The sequence below is a fragment of the Gordonia sihwensis genome, assembly GCF_029632925.1.
Taxonomy (GTDB): domain Bacteria; phylum Actinomycetota; class Actinomycetes; order Mycobacteriales; family Mycobacteriaceae; genus Gordonia; species Gordonia sihwensis.
The window spans coordinates 3678125-3703425 of sequence record NZ_CP121248.1 but is presented as its reverse complement, the minus strand read 5'-3'; the positions used below and the strand labels follow the sequence as shown (position 1 = coordinate 3703425).

Below are 25301 nucleotides of genomic sequence, written 5' to 3'. Positions count from 1 at the left end.
GACTACGAGTATGAGCCCCTGAGGGTGATATCAGCACATACCCATGGGGTACATCTGACCGTGTATACATCCGATGCTCGCTGGGTCGCCTCGGATAGCTAGGGGTCTCGGATCCTGCGACGTACGTGTCGTCGATATCCGTAATTTTCTGTGGGACACCCGACAGTGGGCTGCGGGTCGATTGGTTCTGGTGAGACGAGGAGACTGGTGTGATCGCTCGATGTCGCAGGTCGGACTCGGACTTCGATCCGGGGTACGTCGTGAGCGCCCCGACCTCCTTCGACTGCGGTCCAGCCACTCGGCCGGCCGTTCGACCAACATGCGGTTCGAGGCACCGCATCCAAACCTGGCCCGTGTCGGTGACGACTCGGTCTCAGCGAGAGGCCCGCGCGATCGTGTTGCCCGCCGGATCGTCGATCACGATCGAGTGGATGTCCTCGACAGAAAGGGACGTCGCGCCGGTCACCGCTGCTGCTCGGCTCGCGGTGACCGACCATTGAGCTGCTTGCTGTCGAGCCCCGTCGTTGCCGACCACCTGGAGAGTGAGGACGCCTGCGTCGGGGAGTTGTTGGACGTCGACGTCGATCGATGTGCCCCAGGCTTTCGTGGTGAGCTCGAGCTCACCTGTGGCCCCGATGGTGCTCGACAGAACGAGCGGGCGGGCTCCCGCATCGTTCACCGTTGTCGAATCGTCGGAGCGGGCGAGGCTACTGAGCGGGACGATCGCCGCAGCGACTCCCAGAACGAGGGTCGCCGACACCGCAGTCCACACTCGCCGCCGCCTCTTCTCGGAGGTCCGTTGCTGCCTCATCGCGCTCAGCAGGTGGTCGAGTCGCTGGTCTGCACCGGCCGTCGAGTGCACCGGTGAGAGATCTGCTGGCTGCCTTCGACGTCGAAGCACACCCGCGACGGGTGCCAGTACGTCGATTTCGGTTCGGCAGGCAAGGCAGTCGTCGAGATGTCGTCGTACCGCTGCTCGGTCGTCGCGCTCGAGTCCGTCGAGTACGTACGCCCCGAGCAGTGGTCGGATCTCGTCGTGCGCTGAGCTCATGGAATCAATCCCAACTCGTCGAAGATCCGGCGTAGGGCACGTACAGCGTAGTAGGAGCGGGACTTGACCGTGCCGACCGCGATATCGAGGTGTGCGGCCACTTCGGAGACGGTTCGGCCCTCGTAGTAGATGAGCACGATGACCGCTCGATGCTCCTCGGACAACCGGTGCAGCGACTCGTCTATGAGCCACCCGTCGAGGACCCCGCCCAATTCGTCGTCGATGCACTCGGCAGCGAGTGCGATCTGGTCGTGGACAAGAGTCGGCCTGCTCGTGCTCGCCCGCCACTGATCGGTGAGCACGTTTCGCGCGATCGTCATGAGATAGGACCGCGTCGATGCTGCTGTCACATCGATGCGGTCGATCCCGCGCCACGCACGCAACATCGTCTCCTGGACGATGTCCTCGCACTGCTCGCGGGTCTGGGTGTAGCGGCTGACGAATCGAGTCACTGCATGCTGGTGCTCGCGGAAGAGCGCCGACATGGCAACTTCGGACGCATCGACGAGCTGATGGTTCTGCTGTGAGCCGGATTCGACACCGTCCACCTAACTGCCCGAGCCGGAAGCGGCATCGGTGAAACCGGTCGTGGCGGCCTCGACCATGTCGAGAACGGGATTGGTCGGCGAGATCGAATGCCGAGCAGCGAGTACACGGATATCGGGATGAGCCACGTGAACGATCCCTTCGGAGTCCTGCCACGCCACGTATCGGGCGGGGAGGTCGATCCCCATGGTCTGCTGCGCTCCGACCAGCGCAGTCGAGACCGCAGGATTACCGACGTAGGTGACCATGGTGGGCCTCAGAGGTGTCTCGGCAGCGGCGGACGCGAGATCGACGGTGGCGACTGTGGGCTGATTCTTGGCCGCGAACGCTGCCTCGTATCGAGCGATGGACGCAGCAACCGATGCATCACTGGTCTTTTCGACCAGGTATCTCGGCGCTGTGGACACATCGGTGCCCTCTGCAGCGGCCGCCGAGGATCCCGTCGCATCGGACGCGGTGGATGCCGACCCGGCCCGGAGTCCGTCGAGGGCGTCGGACGACACCGGGATACCAGCGAGCGCCGCGATGTACTCCGCGGAGTTGTATGCCAGAAACACCGTCCCGTTGGCAGCCTGCCAGACCAGGTACTTCTGTGGAAGGTCGATCGCGGCCCGTTGATCCGCGGTGATCAACGGCGACGCCGCCTTCGGATTCCCCCCGATCACCACGGTGGTCGGACGGATCGTCTTACCTGTTCCCTGTGCCAACTTCTCGAAATCCACAGTGGCTGCCACAGTCCCCACCGTCTCGAGCGCGCGCTGGACCCGAGAGACCGTGTCACTCACGGAGTAGTTGCTGGCGTACACCACCAGACCGGGTTCGGACGGTGCTGCATCAGGTGTTGAGGCGCTCGGATCCGCCGACGTGGACACCGGAGTACTCGACACAGCGACCGAACCGGTGGGTTCGGTGGAACCGCACCCGGCGAGGGCGATCATCGCCGCCGACGCCAGGAGCGACGTTGCCATACGGAACCTTGAAGTGTTCATCACGTGTCCTGTCCTCGGGCCCACGACTGCTGTGGGCTTCACTGTGGTGTACGCACACCGAGCCTGAGGGGTTCACCCGAACCGAAGATCCTCCGGCGATTGCTCCCCGCAATCTCGGTGCCACTCGGCGCGGAACGCGCTGGCTCTGCGCTCGCCGCCTCACATCAGTCCGTCGCTCAGTTTCCGGACTCATTCCAGAAAAGTCATGCATACTGGTCGATGTGAGCTCATCGTCGAACTACTCGGAGATGCTGCGTAGTGCTGCGCTCAGAGTCACCCGCCCCCGTCTGGCGGTGCTCGACGTGGTGCACGAACATCCGCACGTCGACACCGACACCGTCTACGGAGCCGTTCGGGCCACCCTGCCCGACGTCTCGCGCCAGGCCGTGTACGACGTGCTCCGCGCTCTGACCATCGCGGGACTGGTCCGGCGCATTCAGCCGTCGGGTTCGGTCTCCCGGTACGAGAGCAGGATCGGCGACAATCATCACCATCTCGTGTGCCGCAAGTGCGGCGCGATCGCCGATGTGGAGTGCGCCGTCGGCGAGGCTCCGTGCCTCACTCCGTCGGAGGCCCCTGGTTTCGTCGTCGACGAGGCAGAGGTCATCTACTGGGGCCTGTGCGAGAACTGCTCCACCAGCGTCAGCCCCTGATGTCGCGGCGCGGGAGCGCCGCGGAAATCAGATCATTCACCATCTTCTGGAGGGAAACTCGTGTCCGAGGACCACACAACACGCGAAAAAGAGATGAACCAGGACCAGCCACAGGAGTCGGGTGGCAAGTGTCCGGTCATGCACGACTCGATGCCGGCACCCGTCGAAGGCGGAAGCAACCGCGAGTGGTGGCCCAAGTCCCTGAATCTGAAGATCCTCAAGAAGAACCCGGCAGTCGGCGACCCCATGGGCCCGGACTTCGACTACGCAGCCGAGTTCAACTCTCTCGATCTCGCTGAGGTCAAGCGCGACATCGAAGCCCTGATGACGAACTCGCAGCCCTGGTGGCCCGCGGACTTCGGTCACTACGGCCCGTTCTTCATTCGCATGGCGTGGCACGCAGCGGGCACGTACCGCAAGCAGGACGGACGCGGCGGTGCCGGAGCGGGCATGCAGCGCTTCGCGCCTCTGAACAGCTGGCCCGACAACGCGAGCCTGGACAAGGCCCGCAGGCTGATCTGGCCGATCAAGCAGAAATACGGCCGCAAGCTCTCCTGGGCCGACCTGATCGTGCTCACCGGCAACGTCGCCATCGAGTCCATGGGCCTGCCGACCTACGGCTACGCCGGCGGACGCGTCGACGCCTGGGAGCCGGACGAGGACATCTACTGGGGCCCGGAGCAGACCTGGTTGGGCGACGAGCGCTACTACGGTGACCGCACCAGCCTCGAGGGCCCGCTGGCCGCAGTGCAGATGGGTCTGATCTACGTCAATCCCGAAGGCCCGAACGGTAACCCGGATCCGGTGCAGTCCGCACTGGACATTCGCGAGACCTTCGGCCGCATGGCCATGAACGACATCGAGACCGCCGCGTTGGCCATCGGCGGACACACCTTCGGCAAGACGCACGGCGCTGCCGATCCCGAGGTGCACATCGGTGCCGAGCCGGAAGGCGCTCCCCTCGAACAGATGGGCCTCGGCTGGAAGAACAGCTACCAGAGCGGTGTCGGTGCGGACGCGATCACCAGTGGCCTCGAGGTCATCTGGACCCCCACGCCCACCCAGTGGGACAACTCGTTCCTCGAGACCCTGTACGGGTTCGAGTGGGAGCTCTACAAGAGCCCAGCCGGTGCACACCAGTGGCGCCCGAAGAACGGCGAGGGCGCGGACCTCGTTCCCGATCCCGCCGATCCCTCCAAGCGTCGCCACCCGTCGATGCTCACCTCCGACATCGCGATGCGCGTCGACCCGATCTACGAGCAGATCACCCGGCGGTGGCTCGATCATCCCGAGGAGCTCGCAGAGGAATTCCAGAAGGCCTGGTTCAAGCTCACCCACCGCGACATGGGACCGGTCACGCGTTACCTCGGCCCCGAGGTTCCGGCGGAGCCCCTGCTCTGGCAGGACCCGATCCCGGCCGTCGATCACGAGCTGATCGGTGACGCACAGATCGCCGAACTGAAGCAGGCCATCCTCGGATCCGAATTGACTCAGGATCAGCTGATCTCGGCTGCGTGGGCGGCGGCGTCGTCGTTCCGCGTCAGTGACAAGCGCGGCGGTGCGAACGGTGGCCGTCTGCGTCTGCAGCCGCAGGCCGGCTGGGAGGTCAACGAGCCCGACGAGCTCGCACAGGTCATCCGCGTTCTCGAAGGAATCCAGCAGTCATTCTCCGGAACTGTGTCCTTCGCCGACCTCGTGGTACTCGGTGGCGTCGCAGCCGTCGAGCAGGCCGCCAAGAACGCCGGCGTCGACATCACGGTCCCGTTCACCCCGGGCCGCATGGATGCCACGCAGGAGAAGACGGACGTCGACTCGTTCTCCGATCTGGAGCCCAAGGTCGACGGTTTCCGTAACTTCCTGGGCAAAGGCCAGAAGCTGCCGGCCGAGTTCAACCTGGTCGATCGGGCAAACCTGCTCTCGCTCAGTGCGCCCGAGATGACCGTGCTCGTCGGTGGTCTGCGCGTGCTCGGTGCGAACTTCAAGAAGTCGACGCACGGCGTTCTGACCGACAAGGTCGGCACGCTCACCAACGACTTCTTCGTCAACCTCCTCGACATGGGCACCGAGTGGGTTCCCGCCGCCGAGGAGGGCATCTACGAGGCCAAGGATGCCGCTACCGGTGAGAAGAAGTGGACCGGAACTCGCAACGATCTGGTCTTCGGCTCGAACTCCGAGTTGCGCGCTGTCGCAGAGGTTTACGCTTGCGATGACGCCAAGGACAAGTTCGTCCGCGACTTCGTCGCGGCGTGGGACAAGGTCATGATGCTCGATCGCTACGATCTGGCCTGATTTCTCCATCGAACCCCATCTTCACCCCCGTACCGACTCTCGGTGCGGGGGTGAAATGGGTTCAGCGTCGGAGCCTCGGCGTCGTTGCGAAGTCTCGGTGGGCTGATCTCGTCGCCCCTACATCCTGGGTTGTTCGCCGTGGGTGCGCGACAAGTGTGGGTGGATGGCAGAGAAGCAACTTCTCGAGTTCGTCGAGACCGAGATAGCCGGGCGTGGCCGGTAGTTCGTGCCGCGAGGATGGTGGTCCTTGCTCCCGTTCAGGCCACTTTCGTGGCGTGAAGACGCTCGACAAGACCGAGAGTGAACCGGTCGATGTCCTCGATGGAGAAGCTCTCGTCACCGGTGATCACGAGCGAGGGCCGGCGCAGAAAGTGCTCGCCGCCGATCGGGACGCTCACCAGTTCCAGGGCGCGTTGGATCCATCGAACCGGCCGGATCGACGAGGCGACGTGATCGGCGAGTAGCAACGTTCCACCCGGACGCAGCACCCGCGACATTTCCGCGAGCGCGATGTCCGTGGCGGGGATGGCGCAGAGTGAGAACGTGCACACCACGGTGTCGAAGGATGCATCGGGAAAGTCGAGAGCATGAGCGTCCCCGAGCGTCAGGTGCGCATCCGGTCTGACGTCGGCGGCGCGAAAGTGTGCCTGCGCGAGCATGTCCGGACTCAGCTCGATTCCGGTCAACGATGTCCCCGCCGGGTAGTGCTCGAGATTGAGTCCCGTTCCCACTGCGACCTCGAGAACCTGGCCTCGGGCGCGACTGCAGATCCAGGATCTGGTGTCGCGGAAAAGGACTCGGTCGAGGAAGGTCATGTGCTTGTCGTAACCGGCCGCTTGCTTGTCCCAGAATCGTTGCCATCGGGCGAGACGGTGCGTCGAATCGCCGACCATCGCTCAGTGCTCCCGGCCGGGAGCGATGGGTGCCGCGGCGGTGCGTGAGGCCTCGGACTCGGGGTGCGCCGCCAGATAACGCTTCTTGACCAGCTCCGATTCCTGCGCTTTACGGGAGTTCGTGAGATCGCGGGGCAGCATGTGTCGCACGAGGCGGCGTTGCCGATTCTCTTCCATGTACGAGGCGGTGAAGAACAGCGAGAGCAGGACCGCCAGAAGCACCATGGAACCACGCAACCACAGTTCACCCGGAAAGAACATGAACACGGCGTAGATGGGAAGAAACGGAACCTGGCCGCGGATCAGGTGCCGAACCACGGCGTGATTGCCCGTCAGATCGTTGGCCACCCAGTCCGTCATGGTCGAGGGCAGAGTGCGGCCGAAGGCGTAGCCGACCCACTGCCACGGCAAAGGGCGGGTCCTGTTGCGGTTCACCGGGTCGGGGTCGCTGTGCTCTGACGCATCCCCAGCCGCTTCATCAACAGGCTGGCCGGGCACCATCCGACTGCGGAATACAGCAGCAGATTCCCGCCGACGAATGCTGTCAGGACATGCCAGCGGCGGTCGTGAAGGGAACCGGCGGCGAGGCTGGCAAGGACCATGGTGCCCGCCAGCGCGGGGACTGCGCGTTCGATACTCGGTCCGCCGGGGCCGGTGAGGGTGTCGGTGCATGACATGCGGTAGATCCTCGCTTCTCTGCGTGTGGTGCGGTCGTCCGTGCATACCCTAGGGGGTAGATACGATGATACCAGCATACCCCTGGGGGTACTGTGTTACGGTTCCTCCATCTTCCCGACCAGTAAGGGCACGATGTGAGTTCCACCGACGTTCGAACCGACGAGAGTTCTGCAGACAACTCGCCGCCAGGAATCACCGGCGGGCCGTTGGCGCGCTTCGGTGCGCGCATGGCAGGCAACTTCAAGTGGGTGGTCACCGCGTGGCTCGTGGTCATCATCGGATTGGGAGCGTTCGCCCCGTCGGTGTTCGGATCCCTCGCCGGTGCCGGGTGGCAATCCAACGGATCGGAGTCGGTCCAGGTTCGCGAACTCGCACAGGAGCACTTCGGCGGGAACTCCTCGGCCGCGATCCAGGTGGTCGTGCATTCGGACACCGAGCAGGTGACCGATCCCGCTGTCGCGGCGGTCATTTCCGAGGTCACCGACATTCTGGCCGCCGATTCGCGGATTTCCGAGGTGATCCCCCCGCAACCGGGAATGTCGATCAGCCCCGACGGACACACCGGGATCCTCATCGGTGGAGCGAACGGGACCACCGACGAGATGGTGAAGGCCGTCGACGATCTCAAAGGTGAGCTGACCGCAGCCTCCACGGACTCGATCGAGGTCTACCCGACCGGAGCATCGGCACTGTGGAGTGACTTCAACAAGGCCAACCACGACGCGATGATCAAGGCCGAAATCATCTCCTGGCCCGTCACATTGGCGATCATGGTGCTCGCGTTCGGATCGCTCGTCGCGGCAGGTCTGCCCTTGCTGTTGACTCTGGCCGGCCTCGTCGCATCCGCGGGTGGTCTGGTTCTGCTCAACGAAATCACACCGATCTCGGTGTGGGCGATGAACTTTGCGATGATGTTCGCGCTGGCGCTCGGTATCGACTACGCGCTCTTCCTCGTCGTCCGATTCCGGGATGCGCTCCGCAAGACCATCGACGCCGGACGGATCGACCCCCAGCGTGCAGTGGCAGAAACGATGGACACGGCAGGCAAAGCAGTCCTGCTGTCCGGCCTGACCGTGCTGATCAGCCTGTCCGCCGTGCTTCTGGTACCTGCACCTGCGGTACGCACGATGGCCGTGGGCATCATGCTCGCGGTGGTGTTCGTTCTCGCGGCCACCCTCACACTGCTCCCCGCAGTTCTGGGCAAGCTCGGACCGAAGGTCAATGCCGGCTCCCTCCCGTACGCGAAGCGACAGGTGCACCGCTCGCCGAAATTCGCGACCTGGGGTCAGTTGCTGCACAAGCATCCGTGGCCGTTCGCCATCGGCTCCCTGCTGATTCTGGTGGCGCTGTCGATTCCGGCACTGGGTCTCAAGGTCGCCATGCCGTCCATTTCGGTTGTCCCCGAGGACGCTCCGGTCCGCCAAGGCTACGAACTGGTGCAGGCACAGATGGGCGAAGGCGCACCAGGCATGCTGCAGATCATCGCCCCCACGGCGGAGGCAGAGCAGACCGCACAGATCGCAGCGAGCGTCGACGGCGTATCGATGGTGACGCCGCCCATGCCCGCCATGGACGGATCCGATTACGTCATGCTGCAGGCCATCCCGAACGTGGACCCGTCGGACCCCGCACTCGAGACCACACTCGACGCCTTGCGCGCCGAGCTGCCCGAGGGAGCGATCGTCGGCGGTGCACCCGCGGAGAACCTGGACCTACAGACCGCGTTGAACGAGTACCTGCCGATCGTGGTGTCGGTGATCCTCGTGCTCGGATTCCTGCTGCTGCTGATCGCGCTCCAGGCACCGCTGATCGCCCTGCTGGGGACCGTGGTCAGCCTGCTGTCCACCGGCGCAGCATTCGGTGTGGCGAAGCTGATCTTCCAAGACGGTCACGGGGCGTCGCTGCTCGGATTCACCCCGCAGGGATTCCTGAACGGTTGGGGCCCGGTGTTCTTCTTCGCGATGATCTTCGCAATCGCGATGGACTACACGGTGTTTCTGCTGTCGAGCGTCAAGGAACACTACGAGAACACCGGTGATCCGCACGGTTCTCAGGTCGACGGAATGGCGCATTCGGGTCGGGTGATCTTCGCGGCCGCAGCGGTGATGATCGCGGTGTTCTTCTCGTTCGCGCTCGCCGAACCACTGCCACCCAAGGAGATGGGCATCATTCTGGGTGTCGCCGTATTGCTGGACGCGATACTCATCCGCTTGGTTCTGCTGCCGGTGCTCCTGCGCCTGACCGGCCATGCCGCATGGTGGTCACCCACGTGGCTACGAGCAGTACTACCCAAGATCGGCTTCTCGCACAGCTGAGACGCTCGCACAGTCGAGATGCTCACCATGGTGGTGGCCGATACCGTCCGGCGTCGGCCACCACGACCACTCTTACCCCTAGGGGTAACCTGGAGTTTCATCGAACGAAGGACTGAACGACATGACCGGTGACACCGAAAGCATCGCGTTGGTACTGAACCGTCTGCGGCGTGCGCAGGGTCAGCTCGCAGGAGTGATCTCGATGATCGAGAGCGGCCGTGACTGCAAGGACGTCGTCACCCAGCTGGCCGCGGTGTCGAAGGCTCTCGACCGGGCAGGCTTCAAGATCGTCGCCACCGGACTCCGTGAGTGCATCACCGGGGCGGAAACAGGGGAGAAGATGAGCGAAGCGGAGCTCGAGAAGCTCTTTCTCGCCCTCGCCTGACAACGGTCCGATCACCCCCGCATCGATGCACGGGGGTGATCGGACCGAGGCAGGACAGCCGGTTCGAGATGGGGTGCTCGGGCCCGCGACGTGTCAGCTCCTGCGCGCTGGACCGGGATGCTCGGGTGGGCGGGTGAACACCACACGAGCCCAGAGAACGGTGGACAGCAGGGCTGCCACCGCCCCCAGATACAGGCCGATCGATGGACCCGCCACCGTCGCGGTCGGTGCCAGTGACTGCCGAGCCCAGATCGCGAGCACACCGAACACCGTGGTGACACCGTTGCCCGCCAAAGCCAGAGCGGCCCACCGAAAACGCCGAACCAGACGCGCGATCGAGGCCGCTACGACGGTGAACGTGAGAGTGAATGCGGTGAACAGTGTCGCCAACACACCCGCTGATTCCGCGTCGGCGCTTTCGGTGCGCAGAAGAACGTCGTACCCGTGTGCGCCGCCGGTGTGCGGAAGCACCACTCCGAGCACGGCCGCCGACACCAGAACGAGCAGATACGGGGTGACCCGGGTGATCACCACCTCCGGTATCACGCGTCGTTCGATGGCCTCGAACACCGACCGATAGTGGCTCAGGTCGCCCTCGCGGTCGTAACTGTGCGGCGGTCGACCGTTCACGCTCGGCCGGTGAGAATGGCATTCCAGTACAACGCCGGCAGTCCGCGTCTCTTGAGGAACCACATGTCGCGGCGTTCGCGGGTGGTGTCGATCAGCGGTATCGAGGGAGCCGGCTGCATCGTGTAGTCGAACTCGGCCAGAAGCATCGTCTTACGAGAGGTGGTCAAGGGGCAGGAGGCGTACCCGCCGTACTGTGCGGTCAGTGGACGGCCGGCGATGCTCGCCTGCAGGTTCTCGGCGACCACGGGTGCTTGCTTGCGGATGGCGGCACCGGTCTTGGAATTCGGTGACGATCCGGCGTCACCGAGGGCGAAGATGTTGTCGAATCTGTTGTGACGCAGTGTGTTCTTGTCGATCTGGACGTATCCGGCTGGATTCTCGGGGTCCGCTATGGGGCTGGCCTTGATCCAGTCCGGTGCAGATTGGCGCGGTACGACGTGGAGCAGATCGTAGGGTAGCTCGTCGGTGGTACCTGCACTGTTGTCGGTGATCGTCACCGACCGGCCGTCCGGATCGACAGCGGTGACTTCGCTGTTCTTGCGCACCTCGATGCCGTAACGCGCCACGACTCGTTCGAGCTCCTCGGCGAACACCGGTACCCCGAACATTCCGGGTGTGGGCAGGACGAGGACAACTCGGATGGCATCGAGCACGCCCTGCTCGCGCCAGTAGTCGGCCGCGAGGTACGCGATCTTCTGCGGGGCACCCGCGCATTTGATGGGGCCGGAGGGCATCGTGAACACGGCGGTGCCCGACCGCATCTTTTGAATCATCTGCCACGTCTTGGGTGCGAGATCGTAGCGGTAATTGCTCGAGACCTGCGGGGTGTCGATCGATTCGGCCATGCCGGACACCGAATCCCAGTCGAGCTGGATGCCGGGGCACACCACCAGGTGGTCGTAATGGATCGTAGTTCCCGAGGAGGTGCTGACCGTCTGGGCATCGGGGTCGACCCCCTCGGCGCGATCCTTGATCCAGCCGACGCCCTGGGGCATCACCGACGCCTCGCTGCGCGCACTCTCCGAGGCCGGGGCGCGGCCTCCACCGACGAGCGTCCACAAAGGTTGGTAATAGTGGGTCTCTGCCGGCTCGATGATGCCGATGTCGGTCATTCCTGCTCGCCGCAAACGTGCCGCGAGCGAAATACCGGCGTTGCCTCCGCCGATGATCGCGACTTTGTGGTCGATGGTGTGCGCGGACATGTGGTCCTCCTGTTCGAGACACGAGCTCGGTGAGCGCTGTCTCGATTTCGGTTGATGCCGGGTGGTTCAGCTCGACGTCGGTGTGGGCGCGAGCCGTGTGGTCACAACATTGGTGGTCATTGAAGCCAGGTGCACTGCATCCACAGCAGTCGTGCTGGAAGGTCATTCCGGCGTTCGAGCAGGTGGTGCAAGGACACGTGCCGAGGTGTACGTCGCCCTCTCCTTGATTGATCGTACGGATGTACGTACATTATGGAAGAGGTTAGTCGCCAATACTGACAAACGCCACACTCGGGACGAATGAAATTTCCTCGTCCGCCCCGAGTCGGTGAGTGCCGGACGGCTGAGGAGGACGTGATGATCGGCAACCACTGCGATGTCGCTGTGAGTCGTTGCGCCTCGCTGGATCAGTCGGTTGCGATGCCCCTGGTCGCCCAGTGGAATGCCGCCCACTTCACCTCCACCCCGCAGGAATCGGAACCGTGCACCTCGCCGCACAGAACCTCCTGAAATACCCCACGGGGTACCATGAATTCTGAGACCTGTACGAACGCCACCACGATCGACAAGGAGATTTCGATGCTTCTCGAACGCATCTACGACGAAGACCTCGCCCAAGCCGGATACTTCATCGGCTGCCAGGCCAAGGGAGAGGCAGTGGTGGTCGACGCCCGCCGCGACATCGGTGTGTACCTGGACCTGGCCGATCGACATGGCATGACCATCACCGCCGTCACCGAGACCCACATCCATGCCGACTACCTGTCCGGCACCCGCGAGCTGGCCAAGGCCACCGGCGCGACCACCTACGTCTCAGGAGAGGGCGGCGACGACTGGCAGTACGGCTTCGAGGCCGAACGCCTCCACGATGGCGACACGCTGGCTCTGGGCAACATCACCGTGCAAGCCGTTCACACGCCCGGTCATACCCCGGAGCACCTCTCGTTCCTGGTGACCGACGGCGCCTTCGCCGATGCTCCGGGATACATGTTGACGGGCGACTTCGTCTTCGCCGGCGATCTCGGCCGCCCGGACCTACTCGACGAAGCTGCAGACGGTGTCGACACCCGTTTCGAGGGTGCCAAACAGATCTTCCGCAGTCTGAAGCGGTCGTTCGTCACGCAGCCGGATCATATCCAGGTCTTTCCCGGTCACGGTTCGGGCAGTGCCTGCGGAAAAGCTCTCGGCGCGCTTCCGTCGACCAGCGTCGGCTACGAACGCCGTTTCGCTTGGTGGGCCGGGTATGTCGAGCGCGACGACGAGCAGGGCTTCGTCGACGAGATGCTCGACGGTCAACCGGATGCACACGCCTACTTCGGCCGGATGAAGCGTCAGAACAAGCAGGGCCCGGTCGTTCTCGGGCCACTCTCTCCCTTGCGCGAGTACGACTCCGCAGAATTGGCACGCGCCCTCGACTCCGACGAGGTCGTCCTCCTCGACACCCGCGGCCAAGATGAGGTGCACGCCGGCGCTGTCCCCGGAGCGCTCAACATCCCCGGCATCGACAAGGCAGCCTCGTTCGGTGCCTGGGTCTACGACCCCGAACGAGAGGACACTCCACTGGTGGTGCTCGCCGAGGACCACGCCGTCGCCGACGAGCTACGTGATCACCTGCTGCGGGTCGGCATCGATACGGTGACCGGGTACGTCACGAGTCTACGAGGGCTCCCCATGACGACACCCGAGACGATCGGTGCGGACGAGCTGGATTCGTTCGACCCGGCAATGGTGCTGGACGTGCGCAACAAAACCGAACACGCCGACGGCCACATACCTGGCTCCGAACAGCTCAGCGGTGGCCGATTGCTGTGGAACCTCGACGGACTGCCCACGGGCGGTCCGATCGTGACTTATTGCCAGAGCGGCGTCCGTAACGCGGTCGCAGCCAGCGCCCTGCGCCGCGCCGGCTACCGAGTTGTCGAACTCGAGGGCAGCTACGCCGCCTGGGCCGAGCGCAACCTCGAAACAGTCTGATCGAACCCGCCCGAATCGGAGGCGGTCGTGCAGTCCGCCCCCGGTTCGGTCCGGTGCTCGCCCTGTCGGCTCGCTGCGCCACCGACGGTAGAGCAGGCCCCGGGCGAGCAGCCCCCGGGCGACACTCCTGATCCGGCACCGACTGGCCTGATCCGGGACCGACTGGGAAGCGAAACGATGACGCTCGCTACGCGGGCGGATTCACCAGGTTCGGCGCGATCTCCACCAGGCGCTCGTTCGTGGTGGGAAACAACTTTTCTCGAAGCAAGCATTGTCTCGTTGTGTGTCGGCGACGCCGACGGATGGTTTCTCGGGGACGGGGGGAGCTGCGGTCCCCGAGATCCTCGGTCGACATCGCTTCGACGCGTAGAGAGCATCACTGCCGTCCGTACGGATGTACGTACATTTGTTGTACAGTGGCCCCGAGGGTCAGCAGCCGGCGGCTCGAATTCGGATTCCGACACAGATCGACAGGAGGGCCTCTGATGGTTGAACCCGATCGCAGCGCCGCGCTCGACCGCTCCAGTGCGATGCCGCTGTGGGCGCAACTGCATGCCGATCTGGTCCGCCGAATCGGTGACGACGAATTCGCCGGCTCCGAGTTCCCGGGCGAGCATGCGTTGACGACGAGCTACGGGGTGAGCCGTCACACCACCCGCGAGGCCCTGCGGCACCTGCGGAACGAAGGAATCTTGATTGCAGAGCGTGGCCGGCCTTCTCGGTTGGCGGCTCCGCCGGTGATCGAGCAGCCACTCGGTGCGCTCTACAGTCTCTTCGCTGCCGTGGAAGCCACGGGTGTTGCTCAGCACAGCGTGGTGCGTGCACTCGAACTGCGGACCGACCCCGCGGTGGCCGCTACCTTGCAGGTCGGTCCCAAGGCTCCGCTGCTCTACCTGGAGCGCATCCGTATGGCAGGGACCATGCCGTTGGCTCTCGACCGTGCCTGGTTGCCGGGGGAGCTGGCACGCGACCTCCTGGATGCGGACTTCACTCACACGGCTCTCTACATCGAGCTCGAGAAACGCTGCGGCATCCGCCTGACCGGTGGCCGCGAGGACGTCACTGCCGTCGTGCCGGATCCGGAGGATGCGGCAGCACTCGAACTCGACTCGAAGACCGCGGCGCTGTCGATCCGCCGCTTGGGCTGCATGAATTCCCGGCCGGTGGAGTTGCGGCACACAGTGATTCGAGGAGATCGGTTCACCGTCTCGGCCACGTTCTCACCGAGCGAGGGCTATCGCTTCGTGCCGGCCACGCCGCTGCACGCCCTGTAAGCACCCACTGATCCAAGGAGCGTTGTTCATGACTGGAGCACCACCGGAAGCCGATCCGGCCGCCGCATATGCACTGATCGCCGAATCGGGAGCCATCCTGATCGATGTCCGCGAGGACGACGAATGGGCTGCCGGCCACGCCCCGGACGCCGTCCATGTACGCCTCGGCGATCTCGATCCTGCTGCCTACCCTCCTGAGCAGAAATTGGTCGTGGTGTGCCGGTCGGGCGCTCGGTCGAGCAAAGCTGTCGCGGCCCTCACCGATGCCGGTCGTACAGCGCACAATCTGTCGGGCGGAATGAAAGCGTGGCACGAAGACGGCCGCCCTGTGGTCCGTGATGACGGCACCCCCGGCGCAGTGATCTGACATGGTCGCCACCCTGGCGATTGCAGTTGCCGCAGGGATTCTCATCGGTCTTTCCCTCGGCGCGCTCGGTGGTGGGGGATCGATACTGACTGTTCCTGCCCTGGTGTATCTCCTGGCGGTCGAACCGCAGTCGGCAACGAGCGCCTCGTTGATCATCGTCGGAATCACCTCGATCATCGCGGCCATCAGTCATGCGCGAGCACGGCACGTTCGGTGGCGGGCAGCGGCAGTGTTCGGAATTCTGGGCTCGGTCACCGCCTTCGGTGGATCGATCCTCAACCGATCGGTCGACCCGCAGATCTTGCTGCTCGCGTTCGCGGCACTGATGATCGTCGCCGCCGGTGCGATGCTGCGCCGCACCCGGCGTGGACACGATGCCGACCTACCGACACCGAACCCGGCCGAGACCGCGGGAACACGCCCGGGTGCCGTTGCGGTCGCCACCAAGCCCGCGAAAGTGAAGATCACCACGTCGCAGGTAGTCAAGCTGGTCGCTTCCGCGCTCGTCGTCGGCTTCCTCACCGGGTTTCTGGGAGTGGGCGGCGGCTTCCTCATCGTCCCCGCCCTGGTTCTGGCACTGGGCTACTCGATGCCCGTCGCGGTCGGAACGTCGCTGGTGATCATCTCCATCACCAGCGCGGGAGCCTTCACCGAACGCCTCGGCACAGGTGCCACCATCCCGTGGGAGATCGTCGTACCGTTCACCCTCGCGGCCATCGCCGGATCGTTCGCAGGAAAAGCCATCAGCGACAAAGTCTCTGCCACCACACTCACCCGTAGCTTCGCAGCCCTGTTGCTCGTCGTGGCCGTCTACGTCACCGTCCAGGCCTCCATGGCCCTGTAACGCACATCGTTGTGCATCACTGAGCCTATTTCTGCGCATGCAAATGCGGGCGCATCCCACACCTAGTTCGAGGAAATCGTCGATGACCGCACTGATTCCCCGCCCTGAGGCGGCCAGGCCGTATCCGATGCGTCACGAGCCGAAGGGCTCGACGCTGTTCCAATTGGTGACCACCACCGATCACAAGACGATCGGGAAGATGTATCTGGTCACCTCGTTCGGGTTGTTCCTCATCGGCGGGTTGATGGCGCTGCTCATGCGCACCGAACTCGCCGTACCGGGGTTGCAGTTCCTGTCCAACGAGCAGTACAACCAGCTGTTCACCATGCACGGCACGATTATGCTGTTGCTCTACGCCGTCCCGGTCGCGTACGGATTCGCCAATTACATTCTGCCGCTTCAGATCGGGGCACCGGACGTCGCGTTCCCGCGGCTCAACGCGTTCGCGTACTGGCTGTACGTGTTCGGATCGCTGATCGTGCTCGCCGGGTTCATCACCCCGGGAGGTGCCGCGGACTTCGGATGGACCGCCTACACCCCACTGACGAGCGCACTGCATTCCCCCGGCGTCGGCGCCGACCTGTGGGTACTGGGGCTGATCCTGTCCGGCTTGGGCACGATCTTGGGCGCGGTCAACTTCATCACCACCGTGGTGTGCCTGCGCGCACCCGGCATGACGATGTTCCGGATGCCGGTCTTCACCTGGAACATGCTCGTGACCTCGGTGCTGGTATTGCTGGCGTTCCCGACCTTCGCGGCCGCGTTGGCCGGGCTGGCCTTCGATCGACACTTCGGTGGTCACGTGTTCGACCCGGCGACCGGGGGAGCGGTGCTCTGGCAGCACCTGTTCTGGTTCTTCGGCCATCCCGAGGTCTACATCGTCGCGCTCCCGTTCTTCGGCATCGTCTCCGAAATCTTCCCGGTCTTCAGCCGCAAACCCATCTTCGGCTACAAGGGTCTGATCTTCGCCACCCTCGGCATCGCAGCGCTCTCGATCACGGTGTGGGCGCACCACATGTACGCCACCGGAGCTGTTCTGCTGCCGTTCTTTTCGTTCATGTCCTTCCTCATCGCCGTGCCGACCGGGGTGAAGTTGTTCAACTGGATCGGCACCATGTGGCGAGGACAGGTCACCCTGGAAACCCCGATGCTGTTCAGCATCGGATTTCTGATCACATTCCTGTTCGGCGGACTGACCGGTGTGCTGCTGGCCAGCCCCCCCGATCGATTTCCACGTCACCGACACCTACTTCGTGGTGGCTCACTTCCACTACGTACTGTTCGGGACCATCGTCTTCGCCACCTACGCCGGGGTGTACTTCTGGTTTCCCAAGATCACCGGACGCATGCTCGACGAACGCCTCGGCAAGTGGCACTTCTGGACGACGTTCGTCGGGTTCCACATGACGTTCCTGGTCCAGCACTGGCTCGGCAACGAAGGGATGCCGCGCCGCTACGCCGACTACCTGCCCTCCGACGGATTCACCACCTTGAACCTGATCTCCTCGATCGGAGCGTTCATTCTCGGGCTGTCCACGCTGCCGTTCGTATGGAATGTGTTCAAGTCCTACCGATACGGCGAGGTCGCCACCGTCGACGATCCGTGGGGCTACGGCAACTCTCTCGAATGGGCCACCACCTGCCCACCGCCCCGCCACAATTTCACCGAAATACCTCGTATCCGTTCCGAGCGGCCGGCGTTCGAGCTGCACTACCCTCATATGGTCGAACGCATGCGCACCGAAGCCCACGTCGGGCTGACGGGCCACACCGCCGCTGTGCGGGCACCCTCCGAAGTGATCGCCGACGGCGTCGAAGAGGGCACCGCCAGCGGGACCTCAGGGGAGAGACGGTGACGAGCGCGCGGAGACGGCGCTCGACAGGTGCCGCTGTCCTGGTACCGGGACGGGTGTCTTACGCGATCGCGGTCGCCATGGGGTTCTACGTGCTCGCGCTGATCCTGGTGTTCACCTTCCTCGTCCCTCGACTCTCACCCGGGTCAGCGACCGCTGTCACCGCTGCCGTGGTGGCCGGCTTCGCGGTGCTGCTGATGGCGGCGATGATGTTCGCAGCCCGCACACCGCTGCATCCTGCAGCGGTATCCGTGGTCCGGGACACCGCGGCGGACCGAGAGGACGACATCGTCGAGGGGTGGGCGGTGGTCCTGGGCACCGACATCGATTCACGACGGGTGGAACTGGAAGTGACGGTGCCCGGGTCCGGAACGTACCAGTGCGATGTGCGTGCAGAACGGTCGACCGGCCGCGCACTGGTGACCGGTGCCACCATTTCGGTGTGGGTCGATCCTCACCATCGCCGATCGTTGACCTTGGTCGGGGTCGGGGTCGGTCCGAGCATCGACGACGATATGTCCGGGAACGGGAAAAGCTGATCGAGCAACCTCGCCTGCACCCCGCGGCGGCGAAAGCCACTCCAGGGTCGCAGACGTCGATCGTAACTACCCTCGACTGCCCGCCGGACGGCTGGCTGTGCCGGTGACCGACGCGAGTGTGCCTGCGCGACATCGACTTTCCCGCGACGGAGCCCCCGCTTGCCGGCGATGGCGAGTGTGGTCGTGGTGTTGCACCTGATCGGGTGGGGGCTGTTCGTTCACTACGATGCGGACCTGCGTATGCACGGTCTGGCCGGTCGGCGCGCTGCGACGGGCGAGACCACGAAGAACGACGACTCGGGTCGCAGCCCTGGCAAGACCAGGGCTGCGGACCGCGATCTACTTCTTGGAGAACATGCGGGAGAACAATCCCGGTGACTTCGGATCGGAGTCGTGCCCCTTGCAGCGATTGGACGCCGGAACGCCCCGCATCACCTGATCGACGTGTTGACCACATCCCGCCCACGTCGTTTTCCCGCACTTCTTGCACGTGACAGCCCTGCACATGAGTCTCTCCCTCGGTCGACAATTCACTTTCAATATACCCTATGGGGTATCTTTTTCCGGGTGTCGGGGATGATCGGTCATCGCGGCGGGGGTCCGCCCAAGTGGGCGACGTCGTAGACGAACTGTTCGGGTACCGCGCTGGTCCACGGCCGCAGGCCGAGTGCGGTCTTGATACCGATCAGGGCCTGTGCGATGGGTGGGCACCGGCGACACTGCCGCAGGTGCGTATCGATGCGGGCCGACGCGTCGACATCGAGACGCCCGTCCAGGTAGTCCGATGCCGCGGCGAGTGTGCGCCGGCACGCCTGGGAGTCGTTTCGCGGGTGTGCGGGACCGTCGTCGAGGGCGCGTAGCAGCTTCACCCGTGCACGGTGGATGCGCTTGTACACCGCTGCGGTGGTGAGCGCGCCGACCGCACCGATCTGTGTCGCCGTCCAGCCCTCGCCGTCGTGCAGTGCCAGGACCATTCGATCCTCGACGGTCAACGTCGCCAGCGCCGCTCGCACCGTGGATCGATCGCTGAGCGCCTGCGCGACCGTCTCGGGGTGCTCGAGGTCGCTGATCGATACATCGATGTCGCCCGTGCCCGATGGTTCGGTGCGCTGAGTCTCCGCGCGTGCGGCCACATCGCGGGCACGGTTGATCGTGATCCGGTAGAGCCACGTCGTGAGCGCCGATTCGGATCGAAACGTTCTCCGGTTGCGCCATGCGCGTTCGAGGACGTCCTGCACCAGATCGTCGGTATCGGCCGGTGATCGTGTCATCGCGGCTGCGAAGCTACGAAGAGTCGTGCCCTGGTCGATCAGATCGCGCGCGAAGCGCTCGTCGTATGCCGCGCTGTCGAGGTCGGGGCTGGGGTAGGGTTTGGCTGTTCGCGCGAGGAGCCGTGGATCGGTCCACTTCGGCGTTCTCGCCCGTCCAACAGTGAAAGTCCCTCTACAGAACTGGAATCATCATGTCGTTCGTCGAATTCATGCGCAGTACTGCCGGGCGCGCACTGCGTATCGTGGTGGGAATCGCTCTGATCGTGGTCGCCGTCGTGCTCGGCGGTGTCGGGGGCATCGTGGTGGGAGTGATCGGCGGTGTCTTCGTGCTGACCGGGGTGATCAACGTGTGTCTGCTCGGTCCGTTGTTCTCCGTCGATCTTCGAGGTCGTCCCAAGACGTCCTGAACGGGGTGTGCGGGCGGGCAGCTCAGAAATGGGGGATCACCTTGAATGCGGTGTACCCGTCGCTGCTCTGGGCCAATGCGACACCGTTCGAGGTCACTGCTGTCGGTGCGGCGCTCGGTGATGTGCCGGTGACGCGGCCGGAGGTCGCATCGATGGCAGTCACCCGCGAGTCCGACGCGCCGTAGACGATGCCGCCGACCAGAGAGAAGCGGTCGGCACCGGGAAATTGATCGGCGGTGAAACCTCGGGTGCCGTACTGCTCGAACAGGACAGCGATGCCGTCGTCGGTGAGGTCTGCGGTGGTGATCATCGTCGCCCCGCTACTGCTGTCGGCGGTCATCACCATCGGACTGCGGCTACCGCTGATCCATCGGAGCTCGGCATCGGAGAGGCGATAGACCGCCTGGATCGGTTCGGGACGGGTCGGGATCGTCCATGCCACGACCACTGCATTGCCGGCGGTGGCGACGAATCGTGCGGTCCCGGGGATCGCTGCGGGGGGCGGGGTGAGGGTGTCGGTGGACCAGGCGGTGTTGCCGGTGTCGGCGGTCACGATGCGCGCTGTGTCGCCGTCGACGGTGACCGCGTATCCACCGGATTCGGAGATCGCACCCGTCAGGTCGGTGCGGTGTCCGTCGGTCGCCGAGATGGCGGCCACGGCCGCGGGCTTTGCTGTCTGCGAGCAGTCGGCGTCGATCAGCAGTCCGGACCCGGTCAGGCAGCCTGCAGCGGAGACCGGGCCCCATACGAGGTCGCCGGTGCGGGTATCGCGGGCGGTCACCGTGGCCGGTGCACCCGAACCGGGATCATCGATGTCCTCGGTGATCAACAGCTCACGGTTGTGTGTGCTCGTCACCGCGAACTCGTCGCGATCGGCGGGTACGTCCACGCCGAATCGTGGTGTGCCGGTGTCGTCGAGTACCTGCACCCGGTGCGAACCGGATGCGTCCGAGGAGTCGACGACTCCGACGAACCCGTCCTCGACGATGTGAGGCTGCGACAGGAACGGGATCGACCACAGGGCCGTGTCTCCGAAGCCCGGCGGCGGCGCGGCCGGCGACGACGGATGTGCCGCCGGATCGGTGCCCGTGGTGTCGGGAGCAGGTGAGGAACTGCACCCCGACGCCAGCGCGACGGCGCACAGTGCAACGGTCCCGATCACCGCCGCCGCTCTGCCGATACGGTGCGCACCCATCTATGCGGTGGTGCTGTCTCCGCCGAGTGCCATGATCGCGCTCTGCAGCAGTGCAGTGGCCCGGTCGGCGACCTCGGCCAGGCCCGCTGCATCCGAGAGCCCCACCATCACCTGGGGGTTCATCGCTTCGACGATCGTGCTGCTGCCATCGGCCCGCACCACCACGTTGCACGGCAGCAGCAACCCCACCTGCCGATCGGTGTCGATCGCAGCCTTCGCCAACTGCGGATTACACGCTCCGAGGATGACGTAGCGTTCGATGTCGGCGTCGATCTTGCTCTTCAACGTCGACTGCATGTCGATCTCGGTGAGCACTCCGAATCCCTGTTCGGCGAGTGCCTCACGGGTTGCGTCCACGGTTTCCTCGAACGGCATGTCCACGCGGGTACCGATGGCCAATTCGGTCATAGTTCGTTCGGTTCCTTTCGATCGGTTCGGGTGCCGGTCACCCGATGGTCGGTGCACGGGTGAGCAGGCGTCGCCCGGTCATGCTGCGCAGGACGCGGAGGTGCAGTCGCGTTTGCGCCATCGCACGATCACCGCTGCTGTCAGCATTGCCAGGGACACCCCGGCAAGGATGGGTTGTATCGGTGCCCACAACCCCAGTGCACCCGAGGTGCCGAGCGCAAGAAGTACCAGCTTGTTGCACACCGGACACCCGACGGCGAAGAAAGTCAGGACCACACCGAGAGCGGCGGGTGTGCCGGTCCGCTCGACCTGCGCGGGTTTGTCGATCCCGAACCACAGTGCGGTCAACAGGGCCGTGGCCAGCAGAACCGGAAGCTCCCACGCCCGCACCGGCACCTCACGGCCGAAGACCGGCGTGTCGATGATGTCGGTGGGAATGCCCACCACCAACACCGTGACCACACCGGCGACTGTGCCGCGCAGTACCCGCGCCCCCCAACCCCGGAAACGATCGGACTCGGCGATCACCCCGTCACCGGAACGGCCGGCAGCATCGACGTCGAGACGGTCGGAGGTGGCGGGCTCTGTCATCGGCTGGGATCTCCTACGAGGTGTAGTTGTGTGAGTAGGGTGACACTGTGAGGCTATACCCAGATGGGTATCGCTGCCAGTATCCGACTGCCGAAAGGTATTGCATGACTTCGACATCTCGCTCCACTCGCCGCCGCGACATCGTGCTCCTGGCCATCGCCGTCGTGGTGGCGGCCGTGCTCGTGGGAGCTCTCGTACTCGGAACGACCGGTGGCGACGAGCAGTCGGAGGCGGCACCGGACGCCGGGTCGAGCAGCGCGAGCGGACCGCCGGTGATGGGACCGCTCGGCGATCTGGCGCACCGCGAGCCCGATGATCCGATGGCCCTCGGCGACGTCGACGCCCCGGTGGTGATGATCGCCTTCTCGGACTTCCGGTGTCCGTTCTGCGCCCAATTCAGCCGGGACACCGAGCCGCAGCTGATCGACCGATACGTCGACACCGGCACCCTGCGCATCGAATGGCGAGACCTACCCATTTTCGGGCAACAATCGTTCGACGCCGCCCGGGCCGGACGCGCCGCCGCCGCCCAGGGCAAGTTCTGGGAGTTCACCCGCGCCGTCTACGCCGATGCTCCCGAAACCGGTCACGCAGACCTGACACTGGAGTCGCTGCAGAGCTACGCGCAACAGGCCGGGGTACCGGATATGGCTCGGTTCACCGCCGACGCCACCGGCACCGCATTCGACGCCGCGATCACCGCCGACTCCACCGAAGCGCAGTCGCTGGGTATCCCGGCCACTCCGGCGTTCTCGGTCAACGGAGATCCGGTTCTGGGCGCGCAACCGTTCTCGGAATTCGTCGATCTGATCGACGCGGCAGCCGGCGCGTAGGGCGGCACGATGTCGCAGATCGGACTTCTCGGAGCATTTCTCGGCGGGCTGCTGGCACTTCTCAGTCCATGCTCGGCCCTGCTACTTCCTTCCTTCTTCGCGTACGCCTTCGACGGGGCCGGCAAGCTCGCCGGCCGCACCGGGATCTTCTACCTCGGGCTGGCAGCGGTCTTGGTGCCCCTCGGTGCTGGAGTCGGGGCCATCGGCTCGGCGATCACCCGGTATCGCGAGGTCACCACGATGATCGGCGGCGTGGTCATCATCGCCCTCGGAGTGATGATCATCGTCGGTCGCGGCTTCGCGCTGGGGTCCGCTCAGAGAGCAGCCGCGCGCATCGACGTCTCCTCCACCGGATCGGTGTTCGCCCTCGGCGCGGTCTACGGGCTCGCAGGGTTCTGCTCGGGACCCCTGCTCGGCGCGGTCCTGACCGTTGCCGTCGCCGGCGGTCAGGCCGTATACGGCGGAGTGCTCATGGCACTCTACGCAGCGGGGATGGTGATACCCCTGTTCGTGCTGGCGCTGGTCTGGGACCGATTCTCGCTCGGATCACGAACGTGGCTGCGCGGCAAGGAAATCAGCATAGGACCGCTGAAAACGCACACGACGTCTCTGATATCGGGGGTGCTTTTCATCGGTATCGGAGTGCTGTTCCTGCTCACGGAGGGCACAGCGAACCTCGGCGGCGTCATGGGGGTCGACAGTCAGTACTCGCTGCAGGTCTGGATCAGCGACGTGGCCGGCGCGGTACCGAACACCGCAGTGCTCCTGATCGCAGTGCTGGTGATCATCGCAGTCCTGACGGTGCGCATCGTCCGTGGTCGAGACCGCGACACCGCAGCCGAGTCCTCCGAGCTCGGTGAACGCGAGGACCGAACTCTCTGAGACGGTGTGCCTACGACACTGGAGCGGGGATGTGACGTCAGGTGTAGAGCTGTGACCATCCATCTCGCTGACGTCGAGCGAGATGGAGCACTGCAGCGGGAACCATTTCGACACCCATCAGCAGATCGTCGTCACCGAGCCCTCTGCCCTCCAGACTGTTGCGGCATGCTTTCACCGTGATGGAGGCAGAGTCGATCAACGCCCGCATCTCCAGGGAGATATCCGAACAGCGCAAGGCCGCATCGAGGCCCGGTCCGAAGCACACGACTTCGATCGTCACCGGCTCTGTCGCAGCATCGAGAAGGTTGTGGATCGCTCGCACCACGGCGGTGGGTGTGGTGTTCACCGCGAACACCACGCGCAGGGGAGTGGGATGATCGGTCACGTGAAGGTTCCGTTCTTCAGATCGCGGTGAGCTGCGGTGCCCCAGGGCTGTGCGTGGAGAAGGACATCGATGGCCCGACCCTCGCCGACCGGGCGGACCAGGTGTCCCAGTTCGCGGACCTGCAGTCCGCTCGCGGCGCGGGCGAGGTCGTCGATGGCGGGCAGGATCGACGGATCGGGTGGGCCCCCGACGCCGTGAGTGAAGTTCTCGAGCGCATGGCCGAGATACAGCAACCGTCCGCTCGGTGCGAGCCAACTCGCTGCACCGGCAATGACGGCGACCAACTCGTCGACCGGTAGATGCAGGAAGCCGATGGCCACCAGATCCACCGGTTCGGATGGTTCCCAGGTCCGGGCGTCGGCGACGGTGTAGTCGATCGCCCGATCCTCGCCGCCGCTGCGTGCCAATTCGATTGCCACAGAAGAAAAGTCGACAGCGCGCACTGTCCAGCCCGCGTCGGCCAACCATCGAGCGTGGCGGCCGTCTCCGCAGCCCAGGTCGATCGCCCGGCCCGGCGTCAGCTCCGCGAACCGCGCAGACAGGGCAGCCGCCGGGGCCGAGCCCCACGGATGCTCGACGCTGCTGTAACGCGCATCCCACTCAGATGAATCCATCTACGCACATTCCTCCAAAACACGGGCCGGGTAGTACTCGAATCCGCCAGAGTACCCCCAGGGGTAATTGGATGGTGCGCAATTTCTGAAATGACCGTGACTATGTCGGACCTGAGGGTAGAAAAAGGTCCGCGCACAAAACCATCGCAGTGTACGAGCCCGGAATCGAATGTCCTGAACTTGGACTCTGACAGAGTACGTTTAACCGCATCAGTGCAGTGAACTCTCGAAAT

At 64.6% G+C, this 25301-nt stretch carries 26 protein-coding genes and 1 pseudogene; 13 read left to right on the top strand and 14 right to left on the bottom strand.

What is annotated here, in order from left to right; translation table 11 throughout:
* Window positions 1–373: 373 nt before the first annotated feature.
* Genes P5P27_RS17665 through P5P27_RS17655 form a run of 3 tightly spaced genes read right to left on the bottom strand, consistent with a single transcriptional unit; the run spans window position 374 to window position 2565 of the window.
* Window positions 374–1051: a zf-HC2 domain-containing protein gene (locus P5P27_RS17665; protein WP_081598158.1), complete on the bottom strand. Its 678-nt coding sequence runs from the start codon at window positions 1049–1051 to the stop codon at window positions 374–376.
* Complete coding sequence (locus P5P27_RS17660; RefSeq protein WP_006898178.1) at window positions 1048–1599, bottom strand: sigma-70 family RNA polymerase sigma factor; 552 nt, start codon at window positions 1597–1599, stop codon at window positions 1048–1050. The genes P5P27_RS17665 and P5P27_RS17660 overlap by 4 nt, the downstream gene beginning before the upstream one ends.
* Window positions 1600–2565 (bottom strand): DUF302 domain-containing protein, encoded by a 966-nt coding sequence (locus tag P5P27_RS17655; RefSeq protein WP_039868152.1) that lies wholly within the window; start codon window positions 2563–2565, stop codon window positions 1600–1602.
* Window positions 2566–2834: 269 nt separating this feature from the next.
* On the opposite strand from P5P27_RS17655, the gene P5P27_RS17650 reads away from it, so the two are divergent.
* Window positions 2835–3239, top strand: coding sequence for a Fur family transcriptional regulator (locus P5P27_RS17650; RefSeq protein ID WP_006898181.1), 405 nt, complete (start codon window positions 2835–2837; stop codon window positions 3237–3239).
* 93 nt (window positions 3240–3332) lie between these two features.
* Entirely contained in the window at window positions 3333–5528 is a 2196-nt protein-coding gene (gene katG / locus P5P27_RS17645; protein WP_039868156.1) for a catalase/peroxidase HPI, read from the top strand.
* 257 nt (window positions 5529–5785) lie between these two features.
* Here the strand turns inward: katG and P5P27_RS17640 are convergent, their stop codons facing one another.
* Genes P5P27_RS17640 through P5P27_RS17630 form a run of 3 tightly spaced genes read right to left on the bottom strand, consistent with a single transcriptional unit; the run spans window position 5786 to window position 7098 of the window.
* On the bottom strand, window positions 5786–6421 hold the full coding sequence (locus tag P5P27_RS17640) for a class I SAM-dependent methyltransferase (RefSeq protein WP_151097334.1): 636 nt from the start codon (window positions 6419–6421) through the stop codon (window positions 5786–5788).
* A 3-nt stretch (window positions 6422–6424) separates the two neighbouring features.
* On the bottom strand, window positions 6425–6832 hold the full coding sequence (locus P5P27_RS17635; protein WP_006898185.1) for a DUF5313 family protein: 408 nt from the start codon (window positions 6830–6832) through the stop codon (window positions 6425–6427).
* A gap of 20 nt (window positions 6833–6852) precedes the next feature.
* Window positions 6853–7098 carry a YgaP family membrane protein gene (locus P5P27_RS17630; RefSeq protein WP_006898186.1) on the bottom strand — a complete coding sequence of 82 codons (246 nt, stop codon included), beginning with the start codon at window positions 7096–7098 and terminating at the stop codon, window positions 6853–6855.
* Window positions 7099–7326: 228 nt separating this feature from the next.
* Here P5P27_RS17630 and P5P27_RS17625 point away from each other — a divergent pair, with 228 nt between their 5' ends.
* Both P5P27_RS17625 and P5P27_RS17620 read left to right on the top strand, forming a co-directional pair.
* Window positions 7327–9414 (top strand): MMPL family transporter, encoded by a 2088-nt coding sequence (locus P5P27_RS17625; RefSeq protein ID WP_233500148.1) that lies wholly within the window; start codon window positions 7327–7329, stop codon window positions 9412–9414.
* 121 nt (window positions 9415–9535) lie between these two features.
* Complete coding sequence (locus P5P27_RS17620; RefSeq protein ID WP_006898188.1) at window positions 9536–9799, top strand: metal-sensitive transcriptional regulator; 264 nt, start codon at window positions 9536–9538, stop codon at window positions 9797–9799.
* 93 nt (window positions 9800–9892) lie between these two features.
* Here P5P27_RS17620 and P5P27_RS17615 read toward each other — a convergent pair whose 3' ends face one another.
* On the bottom strand, window positions 9893–10429 hold the full coding sequence (locus P5P27_RS17615; RefSeq protein ID WP_006898189.1) for an Rv2732c family membrane protein: 537 nt from the start codon (window positions 10427–10429) through the stop codon (window positions 9893–9895).
* Window positions 10426–11631: an NAD(P)/FAD-dependent oxidoreductase gene (locus P5P27_RS17610; RefSeq protein ID WP_006898190.1), complete on the bottom strand. Its 1206-nt coding sequence runs from the start codon at window positions 11629–11631 to the stop codon at window positions 10426–10428. The genes P5P27_RS17615 and P5P27_RS17610 overlap by 4 nt, the downstream gene beginning before the upstream one ends.
* 579 nt (window positions 11632–12210) lie before the next feature.
* Between P5P27_RS17610 and P5P27_RS17605 the strand changes: the two genes are divergently transcribed.
* The 6 genes and pseudogenes from P5P27_RS17605 to P5P27_RS17580 all read left to right on the top strand — a co-directional run bounded on the left by P5P27_RS17605 (window position 12211) and on the right by P5P27_RS17580 (window position 18482).
* A complete protein-coding gene (locus P5P27_RS17605) occupies window positions 12211–13605 on the top strand; it encodes an MBL fold metallo-hydrolase (protein WP_006898191.1) in 1395 nt (464 codons plus the stop codon).
* A gap of 485 nt (window positions 13606–14090) precedes the next feature.
* Entirely contained in the window at window positions 14091–14879 is a 789-nt protein-coding gene (locus P5P27_RS17600) for a GntR family transcriptional regulator (protein ID WP_006898192.1), read from the top strand.
* A 28-nt stretch (window positions 14880–14907) separates the two neighbouring features.
* Window positions 14908–15246 carry a rhodanese-like domain-containing protein gene (locus tag P5P27_RS17595; RefSeq protein WP_006898193.1) on the top strand — a complete coding sequence of 113 codons (339 nt, stop codon included), beginning with the start codon at window positions 14908–14910 and terminating at the stop codon, window positions 15244–15246.
* Between the two features lies 1 nt (window position 15247).
* Window positions 15248–16090, top strand: a complete 843-nt coding sequence (locus P5P27_RS17590) for a sulfite exporter TauE/SafE family protein (RefSeq protein ID WP_006898194.1) — start codon at window positions 15248–15250, stop codon at window positions 16088–16090.
* A gap of 82 nt (window positions 16091–16172) precedes the next feature.
* Window positions 16173–17946: pseudogene (gene ctaD / locus P5P27_RS17585) on the top strand (aa3-type cytochrome oxidase subunit I).
* 53 nt (window positions 17947–17999) lie between these two features.
* Window positions 18000–18482 (top strand): hypothetical protein, encoded by a 483-nt coding sequence (locus P5P27_RS17580; protein WP_081598160.1) that lies wholly within the window; start codon window positions 18000–18002, stop codon window positions 18480–18482.
* A 584-nt stretch (window positions 18483–19066) separates the two neighbouring features.
* Here the strand turns inward: P5P27_RS17580 and P5P27_RS17575 are convergent.
* On the bottom strand, window positions 19067–19753 hold the full coding sequence (locus tag P5P27_RS17575; RefSeq protein WP_006898200.1) for a sigma-70 family RNA polymerase sigma factor: 687 nt from the start codon (window positions 19751–19753) through the stop codon (window positions 19067–19069).
* A gap of 191 nt (window positions 19754–19944) precedes the next feature.
* Here P5P27_RS17575 and P5P27_RS17570 point away from each other — a divergent pair, with 191 nt between their 5' ends.
* Window positions 19945–20160, top strand: coding sequence for a YgaP-like transmembrane domain (locus tag P5P27_RS17570; protein ID WP_006898201.1), 216 nt, complete (start codon window positions 19945–19947; stop codon window positions 20158–20160).
* 22 nt (window positions 20161–20182) lie between these two features.
* On the opposite strand, the gene P5P27_RS17565 is transcribed toward P5P27_RS17570, so the two are convergent.
* The 3 genes from P5P27_RS17565 to P5P27_RS17555 all read right to left on the bottom strand — a co-directional run bounded on the left by P5P27_RS17565 (window position 20183) and on the right by P5P27_RS17555 (window position 22354).
* A complete protein-coding gene (locus P5P27_RS17565) occupies window positions 20183–21355 on the bottom strand; it encodes a PQQ-binding-like beta-propeller repeat protein (RefSeq protein ID WP_006898202.1) in 1173 nt (390 codons plus the stop codon).
* On the bottom strand, window positions 21356–21763 hold the full coding sequence (locus P5P27_RS17560; protein WP_006898203.1) for a DUF302 domain-containing protein: 408 nt from the start codon (window positions 21761–21763) through the stop codon (window positions 21356–21358).
* A 78-nt stretch (window positions 21764–21841) separates the two neighbouring features.
* On the bottom strand, window positions 21842–22354 hold the full coding sequence (locus P5P27_RS17555) for a hypothetical protein (protein ID WP_006898204.1): 513 nt from the start codon (window positions 22352–22354) through the stop codon (window positions 21842–21844).
* A 104-nt stretch (window positions 22355–22458) separates the two neighbouring features.
* Here P5P27_RS17555 and P5P27_RS17550 point away from each other — a divergent pair, with 104 nt between their 5' ends.
* Window positions 22459–23187 carry a DsbA family protein gene (locus P5P27_RS17550; protein WP_006898205.1) on the top strand — a complete coding sequence of 243 codons (729 nt, stop codon included), beginning with the start codon at window positions 22459–22461 and terminating at the stop codon, window positions 23185–23187.
* A gap of 9 nt (window positions 23188–23196) precedes the next feature.
* Window positions 23197–24069 carry a cytochrome c biogenesis CcdA family protein gene (locus P5P27_RS17545; protein WP_006898206.1) on the top strand — a complete coding sequence of 291 codons (873 nt, stop codon included), beginning with the start codon at window positions 23197–23199 and terminating at the stop codon, window positions 24067–24069.
* A 37-nt stretch (window positions 24070–24106) separates the two neighbouring features.
* Here P5P27_RS17545 and P5P27_RS17540 read toward each other — a convergent pair whose 3' ends face one another.
* Together P5P27_RS17540 and P5P27_RS17535 are read right to left on the bottom strand one after the other, a co-directional pair.
* On the bottom strand, window positions 24107–24424 hold the full coding sequence (locus tag P5P27_RS17540; protein WP_278125298.1) for a DsrE family protein: 318 nt from the start codon (window positions 24422–24424) through the stop codon (window positions 24107–24109).
* A gap of 26 nt (window positions 24425–24450) precedes the next feature.
* On the bottom strand, window positions 24451–25068 hold the full coding sequence (locus tag P5P27_RS17535) for a class I SAM-dependent methyltransferase (protein ID WP_006898208.1): 618 nt from the start codon (window positions 25066–25068) through the stop codon (window positions 24451–24453).
* Between the last annotated feature and the right edge of the window lie 233 nt (window positions 25069–25301).